Genomic DNA, 23771 nt, shown 5'->3' with positions numbered 1-23771 from the left:
CCTAGCCGGAAAGCTCGCGGTCTGTCTCTGATATTTCGCTGTCAATTAGAGCCATGCCGGAAGCCAACCCTCCAGTCAGGAGCCGGCGATGAGATGGTCCTCAGGAGCCTTACCCAAATCGGCCAGAACCGCCGTCAAGCGCGGCAAGGCCCGGGCATTCACGTTCACTCTCGTTCAGGTTCTCATGGTTGCGGTCATCATCGTTGCGACCATGGCCAGCGCGGGTGCCCCGCGGTCCGGGGCGGCCATCGACTCCCGGCTGGTTCCTCAGGACCTTGCTCCCGAAAGCGTCGCGCTACAGGAGCCCGACGGCGGCAGAAATTTCTATGGCCGGTTCCCGGTATCCCTGCCCGCTGGACAGGACTTCTTCCCGATAGGGGTCTGGTTTGAAAGCGTGCTGCAGCCCGGCGACCTGGATCTGGACCGCGCTGCCGGAATCAACACCTACGTCCAGCTCACAGACAATTCCGATCTCTCCCTGATCCGCTCCAACGGCTTGCATGCCATTCCGTCAGCTAAGTCCCCGTTCGCGTCCGGATATCTCGTCTCTGACGAGGTTGATATGTGGGCCGGCGGCGGATCCAATGCATGGACGGGAAATCAGCAGGGTGAAGGCGTCATTTGCAGCCCCCCGGATTCGGGATGCGGATTCACGGTCCAAGAGGCAATGACGTCCAGGTTGCCCGCCGGGGCCCTCCGTTACTCAAATTACGGCAAAGGCGTCACTTTTCAGTTGAAAAACCCAGCAGCCGCCCAGTTCGTCAACAAATACCAGGACGTCGTTTCCGCGGACAACTACTGGTTCACTGATCCCTATATCTGCAGCCTGGTCGAGGGAGGTGCAGTCTTCGGGAACGGCCGGGACCTGACAGACGAAGAATGCCGCGTTGCCGCGCACTACGGCTGGACCGTCGATAGGGTTCGTTCTCTGGTCAACCCGGCCGGGAGCAAGCCTGTCTGGGCATTTGTCGAACTCGGGCACCCGTTCTCCGAACCGGAATCCCTTAGCATCACCGCACCCCAGATTCGGGCGGCCGTCTGGAGCAGCATCATCCACGGCGCCCGCGGAATCGTCTACTTCAACCACAGCTTTGGAGGCGACTGCATCTCGCAGCACATCCTTCGGGAAGATTGCGGCAAACAAGTCAGGCCGACTGTGGCTGCAGTCAACCGGCAAATTACATCGCTTGCTCCGGTTTTGAATTCGCCTTCGGTAAACGGCCTGGTGTCCGCTGATGGCAACGGGGTTGACCTCGCTGTTAAGGTTTTCAACGGCAACTTCTATCTGTTCGCGGCAGCCAATCGTGGCGCAGGGCAGAGCGTGACATTCACCCTCGCCTGTGGCCGCTCCACCGCTGCAAGCGTACTTGACGAAGGGCGCTCCCTGAAGGTGTCGGAAAATGCCTTCACCGACACCTTTGCCGGAGTCAATGCCGTCCATATATACCGCCTCGAGGGCGGAAACACTTGCGGGCTGGGGTAAGAACACCTGCCCGTCAACCGATGGAACACGTTGACTTATGGACAGCCTCCGTCTGAGAGGCTGTATGCCTCATTTGATAGCTCCGAGTAGCTGCGGGTTGACGGTGCCGGCGCCCTTCATAAATGATCACCGCTCGGCCTGCTGTCTGGCCTGCCAGGTCATTTCCACCCGGTCGCAGTCCCGGCGGGAGGAACGATGGCGCCCTCGAGCGTCCGGCACGAGCGAATGAGTCAAAAGGCCCGGCCGACTGGTGATGGGCATTGGCTGGTGAGGTGGTGGCCATTCACCCGCCGGCACGGAAAGGTGACTTCCGTGCCGGCTCGCCGTTGCTCGGGCTCGGATCGTGGTCGGTTCACGGAGCGGTGAACTCGACGTCCACCCAGTAGTTGGTGGCGTTCCAGCTGTTGCTGGGGAAACCCCCTGAACCATAGAGGTAAACCCCGTTGGGTCCGCTGGCGCCATCAGCAAGACCGTGAAGGTTGCCTCGATCGGCTGACCGTCCCGCAAAGAAGGCTCCGTCCGCCGAGTAGTATCCGTTCGGGGCCAGGTACGACACAACGTAAACCGTGTTAGCACTGATACTGATCGGGGCCGCAAATGTTGCTCGCTGCCACCCCGTGGACCCTTCATTCGTGAACGTCACGCTGCCCAGAAGTTGGCCACCCGATGTCCAGAGCTTGCCTACGTGCGTCCCGGTGTTCTGCGGTCCCTTGTAAAAGCGCACGCCGGTCACCGTTCCGGCGACGTCTGACCGGAACTTCATACCCAGTTCCACTGAGGACCCGTCTTGTGCGGTCACCGTTGACGGCACCGCCGCTGGATCGAAAACGGTACAGGGGCAGCCGCCAGGGGCTGGAACAGTGGTGAACGACCAGACATACGGAGCTGCCATTGGCTGCCCGCTGGCAGCCACCGCACCGGACACCGTGGCCGTGTAGGTGGTGTTGTAGGCCAGTGCCGCCGCCGGGGTGAACACCGACGTATTGGTGAGGCTGTCATAGCTGAGCGTTCCTGGCACATCTGCGCTCACCGAGTCCTTGACGTTGAAGCTGACCGTACTGGGATCAACAGCCCTGTCGTAACTCGCCCGGATTGTTGTCGTAACCGCAACATTGCTGGCTGAACTGCCCGGAACGGTGGATGAGATCACGGGAACGGTTTGAGAACTCGATCCGTTCATGACGACATCCACCCAGTAGTTTGCCGAGTTGTAGCTGTTCGTCGGGAAAGCCGAGCTGCCATAGCCATAGACGCCGTTGAGGCCATCCACCCCCGTCGCCAGGCCATGGAGCGGATAGTTGTCCGCCGCCGACGTAAAGAAGCCTCCGTTGGCTGAATAGTGCCCGGCCGGTGCATAGTAGGACACCACATAGGTGGTACCAGCCTGAATTGACACCGGTGCAGACAGGTTCGCCTGTTGCCAGCCGGAAGCGGACTCCCCAGTGAAAGTAACGGACGCCAGCAGCTGACCACCGCCGGTCCACAACTTTCCGGTGTGGGTTCCAAGGTTCTGCGCACTCTTGTAGAAGCGGATTCCAGTAACGCTGCCGGCAACATCCGAACGGAACTTCATGCCAAGCTCCACCGAAGATCCATCGGAAACGTCAATAGTGGCGGGTAGGGCGCTGGAAGTGAAGACCGTACAGGGACAACTGACGGCCGGCTGCGCCGCCGTCGTGAACGTCCAGCTGTACGGACTGGCCATGGTCTGCCCGTTCACATTCGTCGCCCCGCTCACGCGGGCGGTGTAAGTGGTGCTGTAAGCGAGCGCGGAACTTGGTGTAAGGGTCACGGTGCTCCCGCTGTACGTGAGCGTGCCGGGGACGTTTGTTGTTCCCGTTGTCAGGGTGAAGGTTACGCCGCTCGCTGTGATCGGTTGGTTGAACGTGGCACTCGGTGCGACGTTGACACCCACCCCTATTGCTTGGTTGACGGGCGACGTTGAACTCACTGCGGGGGCAGCCGGGGGTGCCGCCGTAGTGAACGTCCAGCTGTAGGGAACTGCCATCGGCTGCCCGGTGGCATTTGTGGCTCCGCTCACCGTTGCCTTATAGCTGCTGGAATAGGCCAGGGCAGAGTTCGGCGTGAAAGTCACCGTATTGGTTGCGGCGTTGTACCCACTGCTACCTGGAACCGTGGCATTCGATGCGTCAAGCAGCGTGAAGACGACAGAAGCCGGGTCAACAGCCTGGTCGAAGGTCGCTGTGAGAGCGACCGACGTGGACACGGAGGTTGCCTGGTTCACCGGCGTCGTAGAGGAAACCACGGGCGGGCTCGGAGCCGCTGCCGTCGTAAACGTCCAACTGTAGGGGCTGACCATCGTCTGTCCGGTGGTGTTTGTTGCACCGCTGACGGTTGCCGTGAAGCTGGTGCTGTATTCCAGCGCGGCAGTGGGTTTGAACGTCGCAGTACTTCCGCTGTAGCTCATCGTTCCGGCCACCGCGGTGCCACTGGGGTTCTTGAGCGTGAACGCCACGCTGCTTCCGGTCACGGGCTGGTTGAAAGTCGCCGCCGGAGCGGTCGTGACAGCCACCCCGGTCGCCAGGTTAGCCGGAACGGTGGAAGCAACCGCCGGGGCGGTCGGTGCGGCGGGTGCGAAGCGCACGTCGACCCAGTAGTTCTCGGCGTTGTAGGAGGAGGTGGGAAACTTGCTGCTGGCTCCATAGGCATATACGCCATTGCCCGACGTCGGCGTATTTCTGAGGCCATGCAGCGGACTGCTGTCCAGCGACGCCCCCCCGGCCGGCATGGGGGATGGATTGGGATACATGTAGCCGGGAGCCTGGGAATAATGCCCTTGCGGTGCAAAATATGACACAACGTACGTGGTGTTCGCTGTTATGGCCACGGGAGTCGAGAAGTTGGCGGTCTGCCAGCCCGTGGCAGTTTCAGCAGTGAAGGTTACCGACGCCAGCAGTGACCCTGCGGCCGTCCAGAGGTTACCGACGTGGGTTCCCTTGTTCAGCCCGGACTTGTAGAAGCTGACGCCCGTGACTGTCCCTGCCGTCTGGGAGCTGAACTTCATCCCAAGTTCGAGGCTTCCTCCGTCCCCCGAGTCCGGGGTATCCGGGGTGACGCTCGCACCAAAGACGGAACAGGGGCATGAAACATTAGCCTTGGCGCCCGTCCCCGGCGACTCCAGGTTGCCGGAATCATCGACCGCGCGGATCTTGACCGTGGCGACCGGGTTGCCGTGCACCGTCCATGAGTACGTCCAGCTCGTCGTCCCCGTTGCGGGCCGCCAGGTTGTTCCGCCATCGGTGGTGATCTCAACGCCGGATACAACGCCGCCCACGTCCGACGCGGTGCCTGAGATGGTCACCTTTGAGCCGTCCGCAACCGTCTGTCCGTCGAGGCCCGAGGTGATGGCTGACACCGGGGCGGTCGTGTCGGTGGACTTTGTTGCGGCGACAAGGCCCGTCAGCAGGGTGGCCGGCTGGGCGCCCATGTCGGCAAAGAGGTTGACGGTGGCCTGGCGCATGTTCTTGTCAGTTGCAGCCAGGGTCGTGAACCCGTCAAGGCCATAGGCCCACTGGACGGTTCCGGCCCCGAATACCAGGGCGCCGCTGGCCGCACGGTACATGACGAGGTTGTGCGTCTGGGTCGACGGTGCCGTGCTGCTTCCGTAGTCCGTGAACGCCTCGGGAACGGCGACCGTGGTCGAGGAAAGCTTGAAGGCGCCGGGCGGTCTGAACCCGTTGTCGGCGTCGATGTCCCATTCATAACCGAGGGTGTCAAGGCCACTTCCCAGCGTGAGTGACTGCGTCCCGGTCAAACTGGCCGCAGCCGTATTCCGCCACAGCCGCATCGACGCGAATTTGGCGGGAACTTTGATGTCGGCCGATCCAGAGTTGACGATAAAGAACTGCCCGGTCAGCGAGTTCTCCGGATTCCCGCCGCCGCTGGCGGTCCCATATCGGGGGTCGCGCCAGGTCCCGGTCCACCCGACCGGATCGGTGGGCCCATTGAAGTGCGTGTCCTTGTAGGAGACGAGCGTCCTGCCGTCCGTGTGGCCCGCATCAATGCTTGGCTCCCAGCGGGTACGCCAAAACATCTCGTTGCCGCTGAAGAAGGCTAGGTTTACGCCCGCATCACGGGCCGCTTCAACATTTGACCTCTGCGGACCGCTCCAGTACTCGTCATGGCCGGAAGAAACAAACATCTTGTGGTTCAGCAAGAGGCTGCCCCTGGTATTCACGTCCCAGCCACTGAGGTAGCTCACGTCATAGCCGTTGGCTTCTATGAAGCGGATCATCGGGTACTCCGTGTCCATGAGCCAGCTGTGGCCCTGGTCCCCGGTGGAGTTGAAAGGCCTGTTGTAGGAGACCTTGAAGGCCGCCTTGTACGCCAGCGGGTTCCCGCTCGGGCAGGCCACGGTGCAGCTGTAGAGGCTGTTGCCTCCGTAGTTGTTGTAGGCCTGCCAGGTCGTGTCGGAGGTCTGGACAACCATGGGGCTGGTGCTGGCCTCATTTCGCACAACGAAGGGAATCATGCTGTCTCCGCCGTTGTCATTGCGCACAAGATGGGCGAAGTACACACCGGACACCGCCGCTGCCGGCACAGCCCACGACGCGGACACAGCCCAGTTCCCGCAGTCCACCAGGCCGGAGGTCGAGTCCGTCAGACACGCCGGCTGAGACTGGGGCAGCGTCGCGGACAAGGGAATATTTGCGGCCACCTTCCGCGCGCCGTCGCCCTGGTAATAGCCGAAGCGCAGAATGTCGATGTGGTAGGCGGACACCGATGTTTTGATCTTGAAGCTGATGCTGCCACCGACGTTCACGCTCATCGCGGTCCCGAACCCCTGGATGGAGGAGTCGCCGGAACCCGTGACCTCCCAGTCCGACGAAGGGGTACCGGGCAATGAGTTTTCGCAGGCGATCACGTTTGTCACAGGTGGGGTGCATGGCGCCGCCGATGCCGGAGCCGCCGCTATCAAGGCGGAGCTAAAGGACAACGACCCTCCGACCAGGGCCAGTGCGAGAGTCGAGCAGATCCGCCGCAGCCCATCGGGAGCTGGCTTAATTTTTGCAAACACGTTAACTCCAGTTCGACACGCGAGTATTCGACGTGCGCCCCCCAGGTGTCTGCACCACCCGTGACCGCCTTTGTGCTACCGACGCCGGGCACAGGGTACCCGCGCCCGGCAACTTCGTTCATGGAAAGCACCGAAAGCCAGGCAGTCCGGAACCTGGACGACCTGGCTTCGAAGCCTCCCGCCGCTTAGAACGTTAGGCCCGCCCAGGGGCTACCGCCAGACGGTCGGTGGGAACTATGTGGGTATCCGCAGGATCAATGTGGGTTGACACCTCCGGGCCGGGCCTACCGCTCCCTGACCTGCAATTACGCCGCGGTCCGAAAGAAGAGCTCCGTCACCTTCGCGAGCCGGTAGGGGTCCTCCACGCCGCAGAGTTCACGGGCCGAGTGCATCGAGAGCAGGGGCACGCCGACGTCGACCGTCCGGATGCCGAGGCGGGTGGCGGTCAGCGGGCCGATCGTCGAGCCGCAGGGCATCACGTTGTTGGAGACGAATTCCTGGTAGGGGATGCCCGCGTCCGCGCACAGCCGGGCCCAGAGTGCGGCGCCGGTGGCGTCCGTGGCGTAGCGCTGGTTGGCGTTGATCTTCAGCAGCGGGCCGCCGTTCAGGGCCGGCCGGTTGGCCGGATCGTGCCGTTCGGCGTAGTTGGGGTGGACGGCGTGGCCGGCGTCGGCGGACACACAGAACGACGCCGCGAAAGCCTGCCGCCGCTGGCTCGCCGACGCTCCCAGACCGTCGGAAATGCGCACCAGCACGTCCTCGAGGATGGGCCCGCTCGCGCCGGACCGGGAGGCGGAGCCGATTTCCTCATGGTCGAATGCGGCCAGCACGGCTATCGGCGCCCCGGCCGGCAGCGGCGCGGCGGCGTGGGCGATGAGCGCGGTGAGCCCGGCATGGGTCGCCGACAGGTTGTCCAGCCGGCCGGACGCGAAGAACTCACGCTTCGCGCCGAACACGGCCGGGGCCTGGGTGTCGGCGATGACGACGTCGTAGCCGCCGATCAGGGCAGCGTCCACGTCCGCGCCCGGAACCCGGTCCGCCAGCAGGCCGAGCAGGTCCTCGCCGGCCGGGTCGCCGAGGCCGTAGACCGGGTTCATGTGCTGCTGCTTGTCCAGGACCAGCCCCTCGTTCACGGAGCGGTCCAGATGGATGGCAAGCTGCGGGAATCGCAGCAGCGGCCCGGTGGCGGTGAGGTGTTGGGTGCCGTCCCGCATCACCAGGCGCCCGGCGAGCTGCAGCTCGCGGTCCAGCCAGGAGTTGAGCAACGGGCCGCCGTAGACCTCGACGCCGGCCTGCAGCCAGCCGAATTTTCCGGTGGTGGGTTTGGGCTTGAGCTTGAACGACGGCGAATCGGTGTGGGCGCCCAGGATGTTGAAGCCGGTGGTGGGGCCGGCCGTCCCCGGCGTGACCCAGGCGATGATCGCACCGTCGCGGACCATGTAGAACTTCCCGGTCCCGGCAGCACCGCCCCAGGGCTGCAGCTCGTCGAGGGCGGTGAATCCCGCCTGCTCCAGCCGGCGGGCGGCCTCGTGGACGGCATGGAAGCTTGACGGCGATGCGGTGACGTACGCGCCGAGGTCCTGGATGTGGGCTGCGGCACTGGACTCTGAAGGCATGGCTCCGAGTCTAGCGCCGTCGCGCCGGGCGGCGAGCCCCTACACAGTGACGTTGAGTCCGGCCGTGTATCCGCCGGACGCCGAACCGGACATCGCGGCCAGCTGGTGGATGCCGCCGTCGTTGCCGAAGACGTTGTCCGACTTCAGCGTGGTCCGGGGGAAGTTCCGGGCGCTGGATTCGTAGCCGGCCGAGGAATAGACCTCCGTGCCGGCGGCGTCGGTCAGCGCGATCTGGGACACCGCGAGGACCTGCCCGGCCGCCGTCGCGTTGTCCATGGACTCGAAGACTTCGAAGTGGATGTGTGGCCAGCGGCCGCTGTAGGCGCCAGCGAAGATGGTCTGGAAGGTGGTGCGTCGATCCCGTAGCTGCCGCCGTGGCTGACGCGGCCCCTGTGGCGGAGCCGCCCGGGCTGCAGGCTGCCAGGGCGGCGGCGGTGCCGGCGCCGCGGTCGTGTTTGGGGTGCGGCTCGTGCGGTGGCTGCGGAGTAGTGGTCATACGTCCTGGAACCCCGGGGTGCTATGCCGACACTAGGCCCTTGCTGTGTGCCGCTGTGGTTTGCGCGGGAACGGGCGGGGGGCTGGCCGGGGGCGGGGCATGCCCTCCGCGTGCGGCCAGGTCCGGACATGCCCCCTCTGCCCCGCGGGACATACCCTCCCCTGGCGGCGGCGAGTGGACATGGTGGCAATATGTCCAACGCTGCACGGCAGGACTGGGCATGTCCCTGCTGGTGCTGGCGGAACCCGCGGTGCTGACGAAAGCGCGGGCCCTCGGTGAGCCGCTACGCCGGGCCGGCACCCACGGTTACGCCTTCAGCCGGCGCCACGGTCTCGGGGGCCTTGATCTCGCCGGTCTCAGCGGCAGGTGCCTTCCCGCCATTCCTGCGGTAGCGCCAGATGCCGATCCCGACCACGACGGCGGCGAGGGCCAGGGAGAGCAGCAGCGATTCGCGGGTGGTATCCAGGATCACCATGCCGACCAGCAGCGCCACGATGCTGATAATGGCAACCCACGTCAGGTAGGGGAAGAGCCACATCTTCAGCTGGAGGTCCTTGGCCGCCGCACCCATCCGGCGGCGCAGGATCAGCTGCGAGCCGGCGATCACGAGCCAGACGAACAGGGCGATGGCCCCTGAGGTGTTGACCAGGAACAGGAACACGGTGTCCGGGGCGATGTAGTTCAGGCCCACGGTGACGAAGCCCACCACGGTGGAGGCAAGCACGGCGGCCGCGGGCACGCCGCGCTTGGAGATCCGCATCCAGGCCCGCGGCGCGTCGCCGCGGCGGGAGAGCGAGAACAGCATCCGGCTCGCGGTGTACAGGCCGGAGTTGAGGCAGGACAGCACGGAGGTCAGCACGACGATGTCCATGATGGTGCCGGCACCGGGGATGCCGAACAGCTCGATGACGGCAACGTACGGGCTCTTGGCCACGGAGGCGGAGTTCCAGGGCAGCAGGGTGACCACCACCGCGATGGAGCCGATGTAGAAGACGAGGATGCGCCAGACGGTGGACTTTACGGCCTTCTTGACCGCGTCGACAGGGTTTTCGGATTCCCCGGCGGCGATGGTGGCGATTTCAGCGCCAAAGAAGGAGAACACGACCACGAGGATGCCCGCCAGCACGGCGCCCGGTCCGTTGGGCATGAAGCCGCCGTTATCGAGCAGGTTGCTCACTCCGGGGGCCGGAACGCCCGGGATGAGGCCCAGGATTGCCGCGACGCCGAAGAGCAGGAACAGCGCGATCGCCGCGACCTTGATGGAGGCGAACCAGAATTCGAACTCACCGAAGGACTTCACCGAGCCCAGGTTGGTCAGCGTCAGGAGCACCATCAGCAGCAGCGCCCAGACCCATTGGTCGATGCCGGGCACCCAGCGGTGCATGATTGCCGCGCCCGCCGTCGCCTCGATGCCCAGCACAATGATCCAGAACCACGCGTACAGCCAGCCGATGCTGAACCCTGCCCAGCGGCCCAGGGCCTTGTCAGCGTAGGTTGAGAACGAGCCGGTTTCGGGATTCGCCGCGGCCATCTCGCCCAGCATCCGCATGACCAGGATAACGACGAGTCCCGCCGCAGCATAGGCGACCAGGATGCCCGGGCCGGCCTGCTGGATCGCGGCGCCGGAGCCGACAAACAGGCCGGCACCAATCACCCCCGCGATGGCGATCATGGACAGATGCCTGGGTTTCAGGGATTTGGAGAGCTGCTGGTCAGGCTGCATGAAGCGCCGTCCTTCGTGGATTGTTTGGATCCGCGGTGGATCGTGAAAAGTTGTGTGGCGGACCACATTGACGTCTCACAGTAGACCCGGCAGGGAAGCGTCCGTTCTGTGCAATCCCACAAATGACGGACAGGCATTGCGGGCACAGGTCCAGGAAATGGGCGCAGGAGGCAAAGGATGTTGCCTCACGGGCAATTCTGTAATGTGCCTGAAACCACTGTTTCAGGCTCCAGCGGAGCGGCGCGCCCCTTTGACTCAATAGTCCGGGTTGCTCGGCACCACCAGGCCGGTCTCGTAGGCGTAGACCACCGCCTGGACCCGGTCTCTCAGGTGGAGCTTGCTGAGGATCCGCCTCACGTGCGTCTTGACGGTGGCTTCGGAGAGGAAGTACCGGTGCGCAATCTCGGCGTTCGAAAGCCCCCCGGCCATCGCCCCGAGCATTTCGGTTTCGCGCGCGGTGAGGTCCTCCAGCAGCGGATCCTTGGCCGGTCTGGGCCCGGCGGGGGATCCCGGTCCGGGGGCGTCCCCGGACCCGGAGGGCGCCCAGGCCCAGGCCCCGGCCCCGGCCCCGTTGCCGCGGACATACTCTTCCAGAAGCCGCCGGGTGACCCGCGGCGCCACCACCGCGTCCCCGCTCGCCACCACCCGAACGGCGCTGATAAGTTCGGCCGGCGCCACGTCCTTGAGCAGGAAGGCCGAGGCCCCGGCCCGGAGTCCGGCGAAGGCGTATTCGTCCAGGTCGAAGGTGGTGAGGATGATGACCTTGGCGTGGGCACCGGACGCGGTGATCGCCCGGGTGGCCTCGATCCCGTCCAGCACCGGCATCCGCACGTCCATCAGCACGACGTCGGGGGCGAGGTCCCGGACCTGGCCCACCGCGTCGGCACCGTCGGAGGCCTCGCCCACAACGCTCAGGTCATCCTCGCCTTCCAGGATCAGGCGGAAGCCCATCCGCAGGAGCGGCTGGTCATCTGCCAGCAGGATGCGGATCGGCCCGGTCCCGGTCATCGGTTCCCCTTCACTCATGCGCCCTCACTTCCCGTTGGCGCCGTTCCAGTGCAGCACGGCGTGCACACGCCAACCGTGCTCGGCACTGCGTCCCGCCTCGACGGTGCCCGCGTAGATGCGGGCCCGCTCCCGCATTCCGGCGAGGCCCTGGCCGGTGCCCACCGACCCCGAACACCGCGCCCCCGCCGCTGCCGCGCCGTCCGAACCGACGGAGCCCCTGCCGTCGTCGACGACGTCGATGGTGACCGTGGGTCCGTCCCGGACGACCGCCACGTCCACCCGCCCCAGGGAACGGCCGTACCGCAGTGCGTTCGTCAGTGACTCCTGCACGATCCGGTACACCGTCAACTGGAACGCCGCGTCATCCGGCAGCGAGGGTCCGGTGTGCGAGTAGTGCAGCGGGAGGCCCGCGGTGCGGAAGCCTTCCAGCAGTTTGCCCAGATTGTCCCCTGCCACCAGCGGCTCACGCGGGGCCTGCCCGGGGGCGGCATCGTCGCGCAGCACGCCGAGGACGCGGCGCATGTCCGCCAGGGCGGTGCGGCCGGTGCGGGAGAGTTCGCCGAGCACTTCCGCCGCCCGCGCCGGGTCCTTCTTGAGCACGACGGCGGCCCCGTCCGAAAGGCTGATCATCACCGTGAGGGAATGTGCCACGACGTCGTGCATTTCGCGGGCGATGCGGTTCCGTTCCGTGACTGACGCGAGCCTCCCTGCCCTCGCGGCCCAGGCTGCAATCTCGTGCTCGTGCGCGCGCCGCTGCCGGACCGAGACGCCGATTCCGGTTGCGATGACGTTGGAGAGGGCAATGCTGACGCAGGCCGCGATGCTGCTGATCAGCTGGAAGTTTTCCGGCGTGTTCGTACCCATGTCCGGCAGCCGCCCGTCCAGCGGGCCCACGGCCAGCCGGACGTACAGCAACACCAGCGGCGCTGTGGCCGCCGCGAGCCACCCCAGGGCGAAACGCCGGCTGCGCACCACCGCGACTGCGTACAACGCAAACCACAGCGCGGCGGAGACGTTGGAGCCCCAGGGGTGCAGCAGGGTCACGCCGGCTTCCAGCGCAGCCACCACGGCTACCACCGGTACCGGATGGCTTCGCCGGAACGACAGCGCCGCAGCGGCGGCTGCGAGCAGCACGGCCGCCGGCCAGACGCCGTCGCGCACTGATTCCACGGCTGTGGGGATGACCAGGAGCAGGTAGCAGGCCACAACGACGGCATCCATGGCCCGCGGATACTGGAACAGGTAGCGGCGGATCCGGCCCCGCCGCCGGGCCGTGATTTCAGCGAAGGACGCGTCAGCCTGGCTGGCTGGCGCGTCCTTCACCGCAACTGCATCGATCATGCTCCGAGCCTAGACGGTGCGCCGGCAGGCCTAGACGTCCCGCTTTTTCAGCAGCACGGCGGCCAGGACCACCGGGATGACGACCCAGGCGCCCAGCACCAGGGCGGCCTGCCAGGCTTCCAGGGTGTCCGGGACGTGCTGCACGGCTGTCATCGGGTCGACCGTGTTGCCGGGCAGGTACTTGCGGGCCTGGACGAAGAAGTCGCCCGGGATCAGCTGGAAGGCGATTGGTGCCACGAAAAACAGACCGACCAGGCTCATGATGCCGCCGGCTGAGTTCCGGATGAGCGAGCCCAGGGCCATGCCGATCGCGGCAACGGCCGCGACGTACAGGCTGTTGACGAGCAGCATCTTGACCGACTGCGCGCTGGCGAGGTCCAGCTTGAGGCCGTAGTTGTCCAGGATCGGCAGCGACACCAGCCCGGCCAGGAACACGGAGGCCGCGGTGAGGACGAACGCCGTCACCATGACCACGAGCAGTTTGGCGGCGAACGCCGGGATCCGCTTCGGGACTGCCGCGAAGGTGGAGCGGGCCATGCCCGTGGTGAACTCGGAACTCATCAGCAGCACACCGAGGGAGCCCAGGATCAACTGGGCGAACGCGATGCCGGAGGTGGGGACGCCGACGGCGAGGTCCCCGCCCTGGGCGGCAAAGGCGGCGGCGGCCTGCGGATCTCTGGCCGCGGCCTCGGAGAACTGTCCCGTTCCCCAGGCCGAGAGGGCGCCGAAGCCCACGACAACCAGGACGGTGCAGCCGAGCAGGATCAGGGTGGACAGGAGGGTGCGGAACTTGATGAATTCCGAATTCAGCACCCGCAGGAAGCTGGGGCCCGGGCCGGTGCTGGTTCCCGGCAATGTGCCGGCGGTGTGGCCGGCGGCGTGCGTCCCGCCGCGGGAGGGATCTAGGGTGGTGGAGCTCATAGCTTAGTTGCCTCCGGACTGGACGGGGGCGGCAGCGCCCGTGGTGATCAGCGAGTGGTATTCGACCTCATCCTTGGTCAGTTCCATGTAGGCCTCCTCAAGGCTGGCCTGAAGCGGCGTGAGTTCGTAGATCATGACGCGGCCGTCCAGGGCTGTGCGGGCGATCCGGCGCGGGTCCAGGCCCGTGACCTCGAGCAGTTCATTGTCCTGCAGCTCCACGGAGACGCCGTCGCCGGCGAGCAGGTGCATCAGCTGGTCCGGCTGGTCGGTGCGGACGCGGGTGCGGATCCGGCCCTTGCCGTTAATGATGTCCTGGATCGGCGCGTCGGCGATGATCCTGCCGCGGCCGATCACGATCAGGTGGTCCGCCGTGACGGCCATTTCGCTCATCAGGTGGCTGGAGAGGAACACAGTGCGTCCCTCGGACGCCAGATGCCTGACGAGATTGCGGACCCAGACGACACCCTCGGGATCCAGGCCGTTGACCGGCTCGTCCAGGATGACGGTCTGCGGGTCGCCGAGGAGCGCCGCGGCGATGCCGAGCCGCTGTCCCATGCCGAGCGAGAAACCGCCGACCTTCCTTTTGGCCACATCGGCCAGGCCCGTCATTTCGATGACTTCGTGCACTCGGCGCTTGGGAATGCTGTGGGTGGCGGCCATTGCCAGGAGGTGGTTGTAGGCCGAGCGGCTCGTGTGGACGGCCTTGGCGTCAAGCAGCGCGCCGACGTCGCGCAGCGGCGCGGCGTGCTCGGCGAACGGGGTGCCGTTGACGGTGACGGTGCCCGACGTCGGCCGGTCCAGCCCCATGATCATGCGCATGGTGGTGGATTTGCCGGCTCCGTTCGGGCCCAGGAAGCCGGTGACCCGGCCGGCTTCGACGGTGAAGTTGACCCCGGCGACGGCGGTCTTGTCGCCGTAAACTTTGGTCAGGCCTCGTGCTTCGATCATGGAAGCGTTCCTTTAGCTAGCGGTGGGTTTGGCGTACACACCACGCTACCGAGCCGGGGAGCCGAATTCGCCGGTCTCAGGGATGATTCAGGGTCGGATCAGGGTAGTCCGGGAGGATGACGGCGCCGGCCGTCAGGAGGCCGGCGAGTAGTAGGTCAGGGCGCCGGGCAGGACCGAGAATTCCACGCCGCGCACCCCCGGCATGACTTCGCCGTCCACCGCGAGGACCATCGTGGTGTCCCCCGGCTCGACCCGGATGCTCGTGGTTTCACTGAGGTGGGTGATCCCGGAGGTGGCGACGGTCCCGGTCAGTACGGACCACAGCAGCCGGAGCCGGGCGAAGGATTCGTCTGCGGTGATCATCCTGAGGTCGAAGACACCGTCGTCCAGGACGGGCCGGACCAGGGGGGCGTGGTCGCGGGGGTAGTAGCGGCCGCGGCCGATGTAGAGGATCCAGAGCTTGTGCCGCACGCCGTCGACGATCAGGGTGGTGGGCGTCCCGGCGGCGAAAGTCCGGAACATGGCGACGACACCGGCCAGGGGTTTGCCGAGGCCCGGCTGGAGCAGTTCGCGCCGGCGGACCAGGTTCGGGTAGAGGCCGATGCTGGCGGTGTTCAGCATGGTCAACTGCACCTGCTCGGGCCTGCCGGGAAGGCCGCGCTCCACGGCCACCCGGCCCAGATCCGCCCGTGCCGCCTCGCCGCGGGAGGCGGCCTCCACGGCGGCCGTGAGGCTAGGCGTCCCGGCGTCGCGGGCGAAATGGTTGAGCGTCCCGCCTGGCAGGACCAGGAGCGGGAGGGAATGTTCGACGGCGGCCGCTGCCGCCGTACCGACCGTTCCGTCCCCGCCCCAGACGCCCAGGGCCACGACTCCGGGCCGGCTGGCGACCCGGGAGATCCCCGCTGCAAGATCCTCATCCTGGCCAATTTCCTGTATATACGCCTTGGGGAATACCTTTTGGAGGGCAGCTGCCGTCTCTTCCGCGTAGGACCCGCCCAGGGTGTTGACCGCGATCCCGAGGCCCTCGCCGTCCGGGAGCTCCGCGACCTTCACGGCGGTGCGCCGGACTGCGGGGAAGGGCGGCCGGACCGGCCACCATTTCCGCGTCACCATGGCCGCCCCCGCCCCGATCGCCGATCCGAAGACAACATCGGATGGCCAGTGCGCGCCGGTGTGGACCCGGGAGTAGGCCACCCCCGCGGCGAGGGGGGCCAGCGCGGCACCGAGCACCGGCCGCAGGAGGCCCACGCCGAGGGTGAACGCCACGGCCGAGGCGGAGTGCCCCGAGGGCATCGAGGAGCTTGTGGGCTGGGGATGGACAAACCGGAAGGACGGCAGGTGCTCCGGCAGCGGGCGGGCGCGGGGCAGCAGCGTCTTAAAGCCCACATTCGTCACCGCGGAGGCGACGGCCTGCGCGAGCACCCCGTGGAGGGCGGCCCGCCGTGTCCGCCCGGGGAAGAGGGCCATCACGGCGGCGATGCCGAACCAGAGCTTGCCCTTGTTCGCCGCGGCGGAGAGCTGCCGGAAGAACTCGTCGTGGTGGCCCCCGGGGAAGTCGGATATGGCACGTACAAGTTTCCGGTCCAGCTTCCCCAGCCGTCGCGGCGCCTTCCTCAGCATGCTGCGCATCCGACCACCTTACTGCCAGCGCGGGCAGGAAACATACGGCGGAAGCCTAGCCGGCGCGCAGGGGTTTCGCGGCGCCGGCTAGCAGCAGTGCACCAAGGATCGGAAGCATAATGGTCAGCAGCGCCACCCGGATTCCCACCAGGTCGCCGAGATAGCCCAGCAGCGGCGGCCCGGCCAGGAACGCGATGTACCCGATCGTGGAGACGACCGACACGCGGGCGGCGGCGTATCTGGGATCGTCAGCCGCGGCCGACATGCCCATCGGGAACGCGAGGGCAGCCCCGGCTCCCCAGAGAACCGCGCCGGCCGTGGCCAGCCAGAGGTTGCCCGCCAGCACAAAGAGCCCCAGCCCGGCCGCGGCGGCGGCCATGCTGGCACGGAGCACCGCCACCCGGCCGTAGACGTCGATCGCCCGCCCGCCGAAGAAGCGCACCGCGGTCATGGCCAGGACGAAGACCGCGAACAGCAGCGCACCGGTGGATTCCGAGGCCTCCAGTCCGTCGACGGCGGCTTTGGCGATCCAGTCATTGCCTGCGCCCTCGGTGAGGGTCGCCCCCAACACCACCACCCCAATCAGCAGCGTCCGCCCGTCCCGCCAGGCCGAGCGGACCCTGGGTTCCTTCGGCTCCCCGGCTTGCCGTGCGGGTGCCGGGATGTGTGGCAGGAAGTAGCGCGGGGCAACGAGTGTCAGCACGGCGACGACGGCGGCGATCACCAGCAGGTGCGCCGGCAGTCCGACCCCGAGTCCCGCCAGGCCGGCACCAATCAGGGCGCCCAGGAACGCTCCGCCACTGAAGGCGGCGTGGAACTGCGGCATGATGGTGCGCCCGAGCTGGTGTTCGACGTCGGCGCCTTCGATGTTCTGGGACACGTCCCAGAGCCCGATTCCCATGCCGAAGAAGAACAGGGAAATGGCCGTTCCCGGAACGGACTCCGCCAGCAGCGCCAGCGACACACCGACGCCGGCCACGGCGGCGAGGAGGCCGGCGCCCCGCACGGCGCTGGCCGTGCCGATCCGTCCCACCACGGCACCGGCGGTGGGCAGCGCGATCAGAGAGCCTGCCGCCACGCACAGCAGCAGGGTTCCCATCTGCCCCGAGGAGATGTGCAGGATTTCCGTCACCGCCGGGATGCGGGCGGCCCAGCTGGCGAACACGAGGCCGTTGATCCCGAAGATCAGGAAGGTCGCCGCGGCAGCGGCCTTGAGCTGCGGGCGGGTTGCTGTCTTGGTCATACGATCACTGCTTCCACGGAGTGTCGGGCGAGCTGGGCAAGTTCTTCGGGACTGAATTGCCGGTCCGTCACGAGGACGTCCACGGCATCAAGGGACGCGACGATCGCGACGGCGCTGGCGTTCCATTTGGTGCCGGAGCAGGCGACGATCACCCTGCCCGCGGATTCCAGTCCGGCGCGCTTCACGGCCGCATCGTCCAGGTCGTGGGCCAGCAGTCCGTCGCGGAGGTTCAGGGCGCAGGGCGTGACCACGGCCGTATCGAACCTCAGGGAACGGATGTTGGATTCCGCCATGGGTCCGCGGAAGGACTGTTCCCCGGCGATCAGGCTCCCGCCGGGCAACAGGAGTTCGGGACGCCGGCCGGCGGCCAGCCCATCTTCGGCCAGTACGTTGACGGCCCGCAACGACATCGGCATCAGGGTCATTTCCCGGTGCCGCAACTGGCGGGCCACCTCGGTGGCCGTGGTGCCGCTGTCCAGCCAGACGTGCCCGCGGTCCTTGAGCAGGGCGGCAACGCCCGTTGCGATGCGCACCTTCACGGCGTGGTCCTCGAGTTCGCGCTGCCCGTACTCGGGGTTCCCGCCGCGCAGCACGAGGCTGCGGGCGCCGCCGTGGACCCGTTTGAGGACACCGTGGAGTTCCAGGACATCCAGGTCGCGCCGGATCGTGGCCCCCGAGGCGCCGCACTCGGTCATGAGCTCGTCGACCGTCACATGCTCCCGGTGGCGCAGCAGGTACCCGATGCGCCGGTGTCGCTCCTCAGTACTCATGTACAAATACTAAAGGAAAGTGATCATTTAATCATTCTCTGAGCAAAGCGGTCCGCCGCCACGCAGAGAGCAGACAGCAGACAGCAACGCGGGGTCACATCCCGCCCGTCCGGAGGTTCAGGACGGGCGCGATGTGACCCCGCGTTGCTGTGGTTTAGCGGGTGAGCTCCTCCAGCAGCTCCAGCACGTGCCGGTACTGGGCACCCGTGGCCCGTGTCATGCCCAGTTCGCAGGTGCGGTTGCACGAGGCGTGGGCGGCGGCGCCCATCTCCGCCACTTCCGCAGCCTGCCGTGCCGTCGCCGATTCCGTCAGTTCGGGGTGCAGCATGCCCCGGTCCCCGGCGAACGCGCAGCAGCCCCAGTTTTCCGGGATCTCAACCCGCTCGGCCACCGCTCCGGCGACGGCACCCAGGGCGTCGTTGAGTCCCATCCGGGTGGACGAACAGGTGGGGTGCAGTGCCAGGGACTCCAGCTTCCCGTGGTCCGGCAGCCGGGGCAGGATCTGTTCAGCGGCGAAGTCCACGGCGTCCACCATGCGCAGGGCCCGCTGCCCTGCTGCGGGTACCTCCGATTCCACGGCCTGGCGCAGGCCCTCGGTGCAGGAGGAAGCGTCGCACACGATCGGGAGTTCGCCGTCCCGGGTTGCTTCCCGGAGGGCGGCGAGGGTCTTCTCCCGCATCGTTGTCTGGCCTGCTGCCATCCCCTTGGAGGACCAGGGCGTGCCGCAGCACAGGCCGTCGATCCCGGCCGGCACCAGAAGGGTGAGCCCGGCCCGGGCACAGAGCTGTTCGAAGCTGTACTGGACGCCGCGTCCTTCGGCGTCCGGACCTGCTCCTGCGGGTCCGAACATGGTGCCGACACACGCGGGGAAGTAGACGGCGTCAACTTCGCCTGCCGGCGCCGGACGCTTCCGCACCGAACCGCCGCCCGGCAGTTCGGCGGAATACAGCGGCACGGTGTCTTTCCCGAGCACTGCCCGCGCTGCCTTGTTGGGCGGTGCGATGGCGGCGGCCGGGAGCCTGTTGACGACCGTCAGCGCCAGGGACGCGCCGCGGGTGACGCCGTCCCAGTGCTTGGCGGCGGCGTTCCAGGCGCCGTTGGCGAGCGGACCGGCGTCGGCCTTCCGCAGGCTCTTGACGAGCGATCCGGTGTTGATGTCCACCGGGCAGGCGGTCTGGCACATCCCGTCCACGGCGCAGGTGTCCACGGACTCGTACTCGTAGTCCTTTTCCAGCTCCTTGACCAGCGCGGTGTCCCCGGCCAGCCGTGCGGATTCGATGGCGCGCAGGGTGACGATGCGCTGCCGCGGCGTCAGGGTGATGTCCTTGCTGGGACACACCGGCTCGCAGTAGCCGCACGAGACGCAGCGGTCCACTTCCTCCGCGACGGGCGGCGCCGTCTTGATGTGCCGCAGATGCGCCAGCGGGTCCTCATCCATCAGCACGCCCGGATTGAGCATGGCGGCGGGGTCGAAAAGCTGCTTGATGGTGCGCATGACGTCGTAGAGCTCATCGCCGTACTGCCGGCGGACGAAGGGGGCCATGACGCGTCCGGTCCCGTGCTCCGCCTTCAGCGAGCCGCCCTCGGCCAGGACCAGCTCCACCATGTCTTCGGTAAAGGCCCCGTAGCGGTCCAGTTCGGCCGCCGTGGCGAACCCGTCCGTGAGCATAAAGTGGACGTTGCCGTCCTTGGCGTGGCCGAAGATCACGCTGTTGCTGTAGCTGTATTTGTCGAAAAGCCGGATCAGTTCCCGGCAGGTGCGCCCCAGCACAGGGACCGGGACCACAATGTCTTCCAGCAGCGCGGTGGTGCCCTGGGGGCGCGCTCCGGCGACCGAGGCGTAGAGCCCCTTCCGCAACTGCCAGAGCTGGCCGCGTTCCCGGGGGTCGCCGGTGAACCGGGCGGGGGCGGACAGTCCGAGGGCGGGAAGGATGCCCTCGCCGTGGCGCTGGAGTTCCGCGAGCTTCCCGGCACTTCCAGCGGAGTACTCCACGAGCAGGGCGGCATGGTCCCTGACTGCCAGGTCCTGCACGACGGCGGGAGTCCCCTTGAGCGTCTGGCCCACCTTGAGGGACAGGGCATCCATCAGCTCAACGGTGGCTGCCCCGGTCCCTACGAGGGCCGGCAGGGCTGCGTTGGCGGCCTCGAGATCCGGGAACACCAGCAGGCCTGCGGCGGCGTGCGGGAGCCGCGGGATGGTGCGGAAGACCGCCTCGGCCACGAAGCCGAGGGTGCCTTCGCTGCCGACGATCAGGTGCGCCATGATGTCCACCGGGCCCTGGAAATCCAGCAGGGAATTCAGGCCGTAGCCCATGGTGTTCTTCATGGAGAACTGCTGCCGGATCCGTCGCACGGAGTCCGCATTGGTCCGGACGCGCTCCGCCAGCCGGGCCAGGCCCGCGTAGAGTTCCGGCTCGAGGGCACGGAGTTTCCGGTCGGCGTCGGGTGCGCCGGTGTCGATCACGGTCCCGGAGGGCAGCACCACCGTCAGGGATTCCAGGGTTTGGTAGGTGTTGTCCACGGTGCCGCAGTTCATGCCGGAGGAATTGTTGGCGACGACCCCGCCGATCGTGCACGCCGCCTCACTCGCCGGATCTGGACCGAATTTCCGGCCGTAGCGGGCCAGCCTGGCATTGAGCGCCCGCACGGTGACGCCGGGCTGGACACGGACCCGCGCGCCGTCGTCGAGCACCTCGATGTCCCTGAAGTTGCGGCGCACGTCCACGAGCACACCGTCGGTGACCGCCTGCCCGCTCAGGCTGGTCCCGCCGGAGCGGAAGGTCAGCGGCACGCCCTGGGCGGCGCTGGCGCGCAGCAGCCCCCCGACTTCGGCGGCGCTCCGGGCCGTGACGACAGCCTGCGGGATCAGCAGGAAGTGCGAGGCATCATGGGCGTTCGCGTGCAGGTCGATCGCTCGGGTCTTCACCTGGGCGGGGTCCTGCACTGCGGAGCGGAGGCCCGCCAGGTCCAGGGGCGCCATCAGGGAACCATCCAACCGAGGACGGGGGTGGACTGCAGCAAGATCAGCCCGGTGATGAGCGCCAGCAGGCCGAGGCTCCAGCCGATCAGCTTCCGGAACAGGGTTCCCTCCGCGCCGTCAAGGCCCACGGCGGCGGCGGCAACGGCCAGGTTCTGCAGCGACAGCATCTTGCCCATCACGCCGGCGGAGGAGTTGGCGGCGGCCATCAGCACCGGCGACAGGCCGGTCTGGACCGCCGCGGTGGCCTGCAGCTGGCCGAACAGGGAGTTGGAGGACGTGTCGGAGCCGGTGAGGGCGACGCCGATCCATCCGATCAGCGGCGAGAGGATGGCGAAGAAGCCGCCCGCGGAGGCCAGCGCGACGCCCAGTGTCGTGGTCTGGCCGGACAGGTTCATCACGAAGGACAGCCCCAGGACGGCGGTGACGGTGACAATCGTCCAGCGCAGCTGGACCACAGTATCCCGGTAGATGCGGAGGGCCTGTGAGGCGGTGATCTTGTAGAGCGCCATGGTGATCAGCCCGGAAAACAGCAGCAGGGTGCCGGTCGCCTTGAGGTGGTCGAGCTTGAACTTGGTGGCGGCAACCGGTTTGCCGGCCGCATCGGTGATGTCCAGGCCGGGCCAGGCGAACGTCGCGCTGCCGACCTGGCCGAGCCAGGTCTTGACGGCCGGGATCTGGGCCACCGAGAACACCGCGATGATGATCAGGTAGGGGGCGATCGCCATCCAGATCTGCCGGGGTTCGGGCCGGGAGTTGTCGGTCGGCACGGTGGTTCCTGCCGCAGACCCTGACGGTGAATGGCGGGCGGCGGCCCCGGCTGCAGCGGACCCGCCGGCACGGGCGGAGCTGCCTGCCATGACGGCAGCGCCCGCGCGGGCGGCGGCCGGAGCGCCCTCGACGGCACCCTCCATGCCGACGATTTCCTTCGGCTGCCACACCTTCAGCATCAGCAGCACGGCGGCCACCGTCACGACGGCGGCGACGACGTCGGTGAGTTCCACGGCGAAGAAGTTGGAGGTAACAAACTGGGCCACGCCGAACGCGGCACCGGCCACGAGGGCCACCGGCCAGGTCTGCTTCACTCCGCGCCGGCCGTCGACGATGAACACCAGGAGCAGGGGAACGATCAGGGCGATGAACGGCGTCTGGCGCCCGGCCATCGAGGACAGGTCATGCAGCGGCAGGCCGGTGACACCGTTCAGGGCGATGATGGGCGCGGCCATTGCTCCGAAGGCCACGGGAGCGGTGTTTGCCAGCAGCGAGACCACGGCGGACTTCAGCGGCTTCATGCCTGCAGCCATCAGCATGGCGGCGGAGATTGCCACCGGGGCGCCGAATCCGGCCAGGGATTCCAGCAGGGCGCCGAAGCAGAAGGCGATCAGGATGGACAGGATCCTCAGGTCGTTCGAGATGGAACGGATGGTCCGTCCCAGCACGTCGAACCAGGGTGTGGCCACGGTGAGCCGGTAGATCCACAGCGCGTTGACCAGGATCCACAGGATCGGGAACAGTCCGTAGAAGATGCCGGCCGCGGTGGCACTCAGGGCCTGGTTCACCGGCATCTGCCACCCGGCGGTGGCCAGCACGAGGGACAGGGTCAGGCTGGCCAGGGCCGCCTTGGGGGCCTTGACCTTGAAGACGCCCAGTAGGACGAAGAGCAGGATGAGGGGAAGCGCCGCGCAGAGGGCTGAAATCATCAGGGACCCGGCAATGGGGTCGAGGATCTGCTGAAACATGGGTCTCCAGGTTGTGTTAGGCGTCACAACACCGTGGCGCCCTATGATTGTCTAACAAGTACACATGATGGTCAAGAGAGACTTGTTGTCTTGTCTGGCAGGATTGGAACGAAAGCAAGAAATTTTCGCGGGAATGGAGCTCCGGTGGCTGGCCGAATTGCAGCAGTCTCGATTGTGGAAGCGGTCGCGGCGGATCTGCGGACCCGGATTTTTGCCGGCGAGCTTGGATCTGGGGATTCCCTAACGGAATCAGAGGTTGCCTCCACCTACGACGTGGCCCGGCCGACGGCGAAGGCCTCGATTGAGAAACTCGTCGCCGAGGGCCTGCTGGACCGGGGGACGCACAAAACCGCTCGGGTGCTCGAACTCGGCCCGGACTCCGTGCGGGATATCTATCTCGCCCGCGCCTATCTGGAAAGCGAAGTGCTCCGCCGGCTCGCCCGCACCGGGGCCGTGCCCGAAGCGGCGTTGCAGGCCAACCGCGACATCGCGGCGCTGCAGAGCGGCGCTCCGCTCGACGTCGTCGAACCGGACATGCGGTTCCACACCAGCCTGATCGACGCCGTCGGCAATGAACGCATCAGCCGGATGTACCGCTCCCTCGTGGGCGAAGTGCGGTTGTGCATGGTCCGGGTCCAGTCCCTGCAGCTCCTGGACACCGCGTTGATCCAGGCCGAACACCAGAGGATCCTCGAACTCATCGAGGCCGGCCAGGGGGAGGCCGCAGCCGGGCTGCTCGACGAGCACCTCGGCCGGGCCCGGGAACGGCTGGTCGCCGCCATGGGCGGAACCCCCGGCCCGGAAGCCGACCAGCCGTCCGGCCTGATCCCGCAGTAACCCGCCCCACC

The 23771-nt window shown here is 67.0% G+C and carries 14 protein-coding genes and 1 pseudogene; 2 read left to right on the top strand and 13 right to left on the bottom strand.

Annotated elements, in window-relative coordinates; genetic code table 11:
* The first annotated feature begins 88 nt into the window (after window positions 1-88).
* A complete protein-coding gene (locus AC1MFL_RS09365) occupies window positions 89-1483 on the top strand; it encodes a hypothetical protein (protein ID WP_479815052.1) in 1395 nt (464 codons plus the stop codon).
* Between the two features lie 352 nt (window positions 1484-1835).
* On the opposite strand, the gene AC1MFL_RS09360 is transcribed toward AC1MFL_RS09365, so the two are convergent.
* The 13 genes and pseudogenes from AC1MFL_RS09360 to AC1MFL_RS09300 all read right to left on the bottom strand — a co-directional run bounded on the left by AC1MFL_RS09360 (window position 1836) and on the right by AC1MFL_RS09300 (window position 22923).
* A complete protein-coding gene (locus AC1MFL_RS09360; RefSeq protein WP_479815050.1) occupies window positions 1836-6521 on the bottom strand; it encodes a DUF4082 domain-containing protein in 4686 nt (1561 codons plus the stop codon).
* Between the two features lie 305 nt (window positions 6522-6826).
* A complete protein-coding gene (locus tag AC1MFL_RS09355) occupies window positions 6827-8137 on the bottom strand; it encodes a M18 family aminopeptidase (protein ID WP_479815049.1) in 1311 nt (436 codons plus the stop codon).
* 39 nt (window positions 8138-8176) lie between these two features.
* Window positions 8177-8491 (bottom strand): annotated as a pseudogene (locus AC1MFL_RS09350) (peptidase associated/transthyretin-like domain-containing protein); the annotation flags it as partial.
* 425 nt (window positions 8492-8916) lie between these two features.
* Window positions 8917-10356: an amino acid permease gene (locus AC1MFL_RS09345; protein ID WP_479815048.1), complete on the bottom strand. Its 1440-nt coding sequence runs from the start codon at window positions 10354-10356 to the stop codon at window positions 8917-8919.
* Window positions 10357-10611: 255 nt separating this feature from the next.
* Complete coding sequence (locus AC1MFL_RS09340; protein ID WP_479815408.1) at window positions 10612-11364, bottom strand: response regulator; 753 nt, start codon at window positions 11362-11364, stop codon at window positions 10612-10614.
* 24 nt (window positions 11365-11388) lie between these two features.
* Window positions 11389-12705 carry a sensor histidine kinase gene (locus tag AC1MFL_RS09335; protein WP_479815046.1) on the bottom strand — a complete coding sequence of 439 codons (1317 nt, stop codon included), beginning with the start codon at window positions 12703-12705 and terminating at the stop codon, window positions 11389-11391.
* A 30-nt stretch (window positions 12706-12735) separates the two neighbouring features.
* The gene (locus tag AC1MFL_RS09330; protein ID WP_479815044.1) at window positions 12736-13626 is read right to left on the bottom strand and encodes an ABC transporter permease; all 891 of its coding nucleotides are present in this window, start codon (window positions 13624-13626) and stop codon (window positions 12736-12738) included.
* A 3-nt stretch (window positions 13627-13629) separates the two neighbouring features.
* Window positions 13630-14574, bottom strand: a complete 945-nt coding sequence (locus AC1MFL_RS09325) for an ABC transporter ATP-binding protein (RefSeq protein WP_479815042.1) — start codon at window positions 14572-14574, stop codon at window positions 13630-13632.
* Between the two features lie 132 nt (window positions 14575-14706).
* Window positions 14707-16203, bottom strand: coding sequence for a phosphatase PAP2 family protein (locus AC1MFL_RS09320; RefSeq protein WP_479815040.1), 1497 nt, complete (start codon window positions 16201-16203; stop codon window positions 14707-14709).
* Between the two features lie 46 nt (window positions 16204-16249).
* On the bottom strand, window positions 16250-17437 hold the full coding sequence (locus AC1MFL_RS09315) for an MFS transporter (RefSeq protein WP_479815038.1): 1188 nt from the start codon (window positions 17435-17437) through the stop codon (window positions 16250-16252).
* Window positions 17434-18207, bottom strand: a complete 774-nt coding sequence (locus tag AC1MFL_RS09310) for a DeoR/GlpR family DNA-binding transcription regulator (protein WP_479815036.1) — start codon at window positions 18205-18207, stop codon at window positions 17434-17436. The genes AC1MFL_RS09315 and AC1MFL_RS09310 overlap by 4 nt, the downstream gene beginning before the upstream one ends.
* Window positions 18208-18361: 154 nt before the next feature.
* Window positions 18362-21187, bottom strand: coding sequence for an FAD-binding and (Fe-S)-binding domain-containing protein (locus AC1MFL_RS09305; protein WP_479815034.1), 2826 nt, complete (start codon window positions 21185-21187; stop codon window positions 18362-18364).
* On the bottom strand, window positions 21187-22923 hold the full coding sequence (locus tag AC1MFL_RS09300; protein ID WP_479815032.1) for an L-lactate permease: 1737 nt from the start codon (window positions 22921-22923) through the stop codon (window positions 21187-21189). The genes AC1MFL_RS09305 and AC1MFL_RS09300 overlap by 1 nt, the downstream gene beginning before the upstream one ends.
* A 144-nt stretch (window positions 22924-23067) precedes the next feature.
* On the opposite strand from AC1MFL_RS09300, the gene AC1MFL_RS09295 reads away from it, so the two are divergent.
* Window positions 23068-23760 (top strand): GntR family transcriptional regulator, encoded by a 693-nt coding sequence (locus AC1MFL_RS09295; RefSeq protein WP_479815030.1) that lies wholly within the window; start codon window positions 23068-23070, stop codon window positions 23758-23760.
* The last annotated feature ends 11 nt before the right edge of the window (window positions 23761-23771 follow it).

The sequence above is a fragment of the Arthrobacter sp. BG3 genome, from assembly GCF_056680185.1.
Note: the sequence above shows the minus strand (reverse complement) of the source record. Positions and strands in the feature narration are given on the sequence as shown.

Excerpts from the sequence above, each read along its gene's own strand:
- AC1MFL_RS09310 (WP_479815036.1), bottom strand. The coding sequence starts at position 18,207 with ATGAGTACTGAGGAGCGACACCGGCGCATCGGGTACCTGCTGCGCCAC.
- AC1MFL_RS09305 (WP_479815034.1), bottom strand. The coding sequence starts at position 21,187 with ATGGCGCCCCTGGACCTGGCGGGCCTCCGCTCCGCAGTGCAGGACCCC.
- AC1MFL_RS09340 (WP_479815408.1), bottom strand. The coding sequence starts at position 11,364 with ATGACCGGGACCGGGCCGATCCGCATCCTGCTGGCAGATGACCAGCCG.
- AC1MFL_RS09300 (WP_479815032.1), bottom strand. The coding sequence starts at position 22,923 with ATGTTTCAGCAGATCCTCGACCCCATTGCCGGGTCCCTGATGATTTCA.
- AC1MFL_RS09320 (WP_479815040.1), bottom strand. The coding sequence starts at position 16,203 with ATGCGCAGCATGCTGAGGAAGGCGCCGCGACGGCTGGGGAAGCTGGAC.
- AC1MFL_RS09345 (WP_479815048.1), bottom strand. The coding sequence starts at position 10,356 with ATGCAGCCTGACCAGCAGCTCTCCAAATCCCTGAAACCCAGGCATCTG.
- AC1MFL_RS09330 (WP_479815044.1), bottom strand. The coding sequence starts at position 13,626 with ATGAGCTCCACCACCCTAGATCCCTCCCGCGGCGGGACGCACGCCGCC.
- AC1MFL_RS09325 (WP_479815042.1), bottom strand. The coding sequence starts at position 14,574 with ATGATCGAAGCACGAGGCCTGACCAAAGTTTACGGCGACAAGACCGCC.
- AC1MFL_RS09335 (WP_479815046.1), bottom strand. The coding sequence starts at position 12,705 with ATGATCGATGCAGTTGCGGTGAAGGACGCGCCAGCCAGCCAGGCTGAC.
- AC1MFL_RS09365 (WP_479815052.1), top strand. The coding sequence starts at position 89 with ATGAGATGGTCCTCAGGAGCCTTACCCAAATCGGCCAGAACCGCCGTC.
- AC1MFL_RS09355 (WP_479815049.1), bottom strand. The coding sequence starts at position 8,137 with ATGCCTTCAGAGTCCAGTGCCGCAGCCCACATCCAGGACCTCGGCGCG.
- AC1MFL_RS09315 (WP_479815038.1), bottom strand. The coding sequence starts at position 17,437 with ATGACCAAGACAGCAACCCGCCCGCAGCTCAAGGCCGCTGCCGCGGCG.